1 protein-coding gene is annotated in these 1,008 nt (G+C 62.3%); it reads left to right on the top strand.

Features of this window, described 5'->3' with window-relative positions:
* The coding region (gene cbpB, locus ADADOO_RS04810; RefSeq protein ID WP_511275476.1) for a peptide-modifying radical SAM enzyme CbpB at positions 1 to 1,008 on the top strand (1,008 nt) is incomplete at both ends.

The following is a 1,008-nucleotide window of genomic DNA, read 5'->3' as shown; positions in this document are numbered from 1 at the left end:
GTGAACCCCACCGAACGCTGCAATCTCAACTGCACCTATTGCTACCTGCCCGGCGCAATGCGCCGCGACGGCAGCCATATGTCGCAAGACAAGTTGCTGGCGGCACTGGACAAGCTGCGCGCTTACTTCAAGACGGTGATGCCCGAAGGACGCCGCCCGCGCATCATCTTCCATGGCTCAGAGCCGCTGCTGAACCGGCAGGGGGTCTTCAATGCCATCGATGCCTTCGGCGATGATTTTGTCTTCGGTCTTCAGACCAACGGCACCTTGCTCGATCAGTCGGCGGTCGATTTTCTCACCGAGCGCAAAGTCAGCATCGGTCTCTCCCTTGATGGACCAGAGGCGGCCATCACCGACGCGACGCGTCATACCTGGAGTGGGCGCAGCGTCCATCAACAGGTGCTGGCGGCGATGGATAAGTTGCGCGGTTATGACGCATGGAGTGTGATCACCACCTGCACCACCGAGAACCTCGCTTATCTGACGCAAATGATCGAGCTGTTTCACGCCCACGAGGTGCCAACCTGCTTGCTCAACACCGTCCGCTGCACGCTGCCCGGTGCCCGCAACGTGAAACCGACCGACGCCAATATGGCGCGCGCCTTCTTCGCCGCGCTCGACCGCAACCATGCGCTGTACCGGGAAACCGGGCGCAAGCTGGTGGTGGCTGATTTTGCGAATATCCTCCTTGCCATTCTCGCGCCGTCGGCGCGACGGTTGATGTGCGACATCTCGCCCTGCGGTGGTGGCCGCGCCTTCTTTGCCCTCGCCGCCGATGGCGATCTCTATCCTTGCAGCGAGTTCATCGGCCTGCCGCGCTTCAGCGGCGGTAACCTGTTTTCCAATAGTGTTGAGGCGGCGCTCAAGTCGGACGGCTTTCGCCTTGTCACGGGACGTGATGTGGACACCTTCTCGCCCTGTCGTGACTGCGCCATCCGCCACTTCTGCGGCTCGCCCTGTCCGGCGGAAGCGCACGAGATGAACGGCGGCATGGACCGCACCGGCGCC

The organism is Azonexus sp. (genome assembly GCF_036170495.1).
Taxonomy (GTDB): domain Bacteria; phylum Pseudomonadota; class Gammaproteobacteria; order Burkholderiales; family Rhodocyclaceae; genus Azonexus.
The sequence above is the reverse complement of the archived record's forward strand: the minus strand, read 5'-3'. Positions and strand labels throughout refer to the sequence as shown.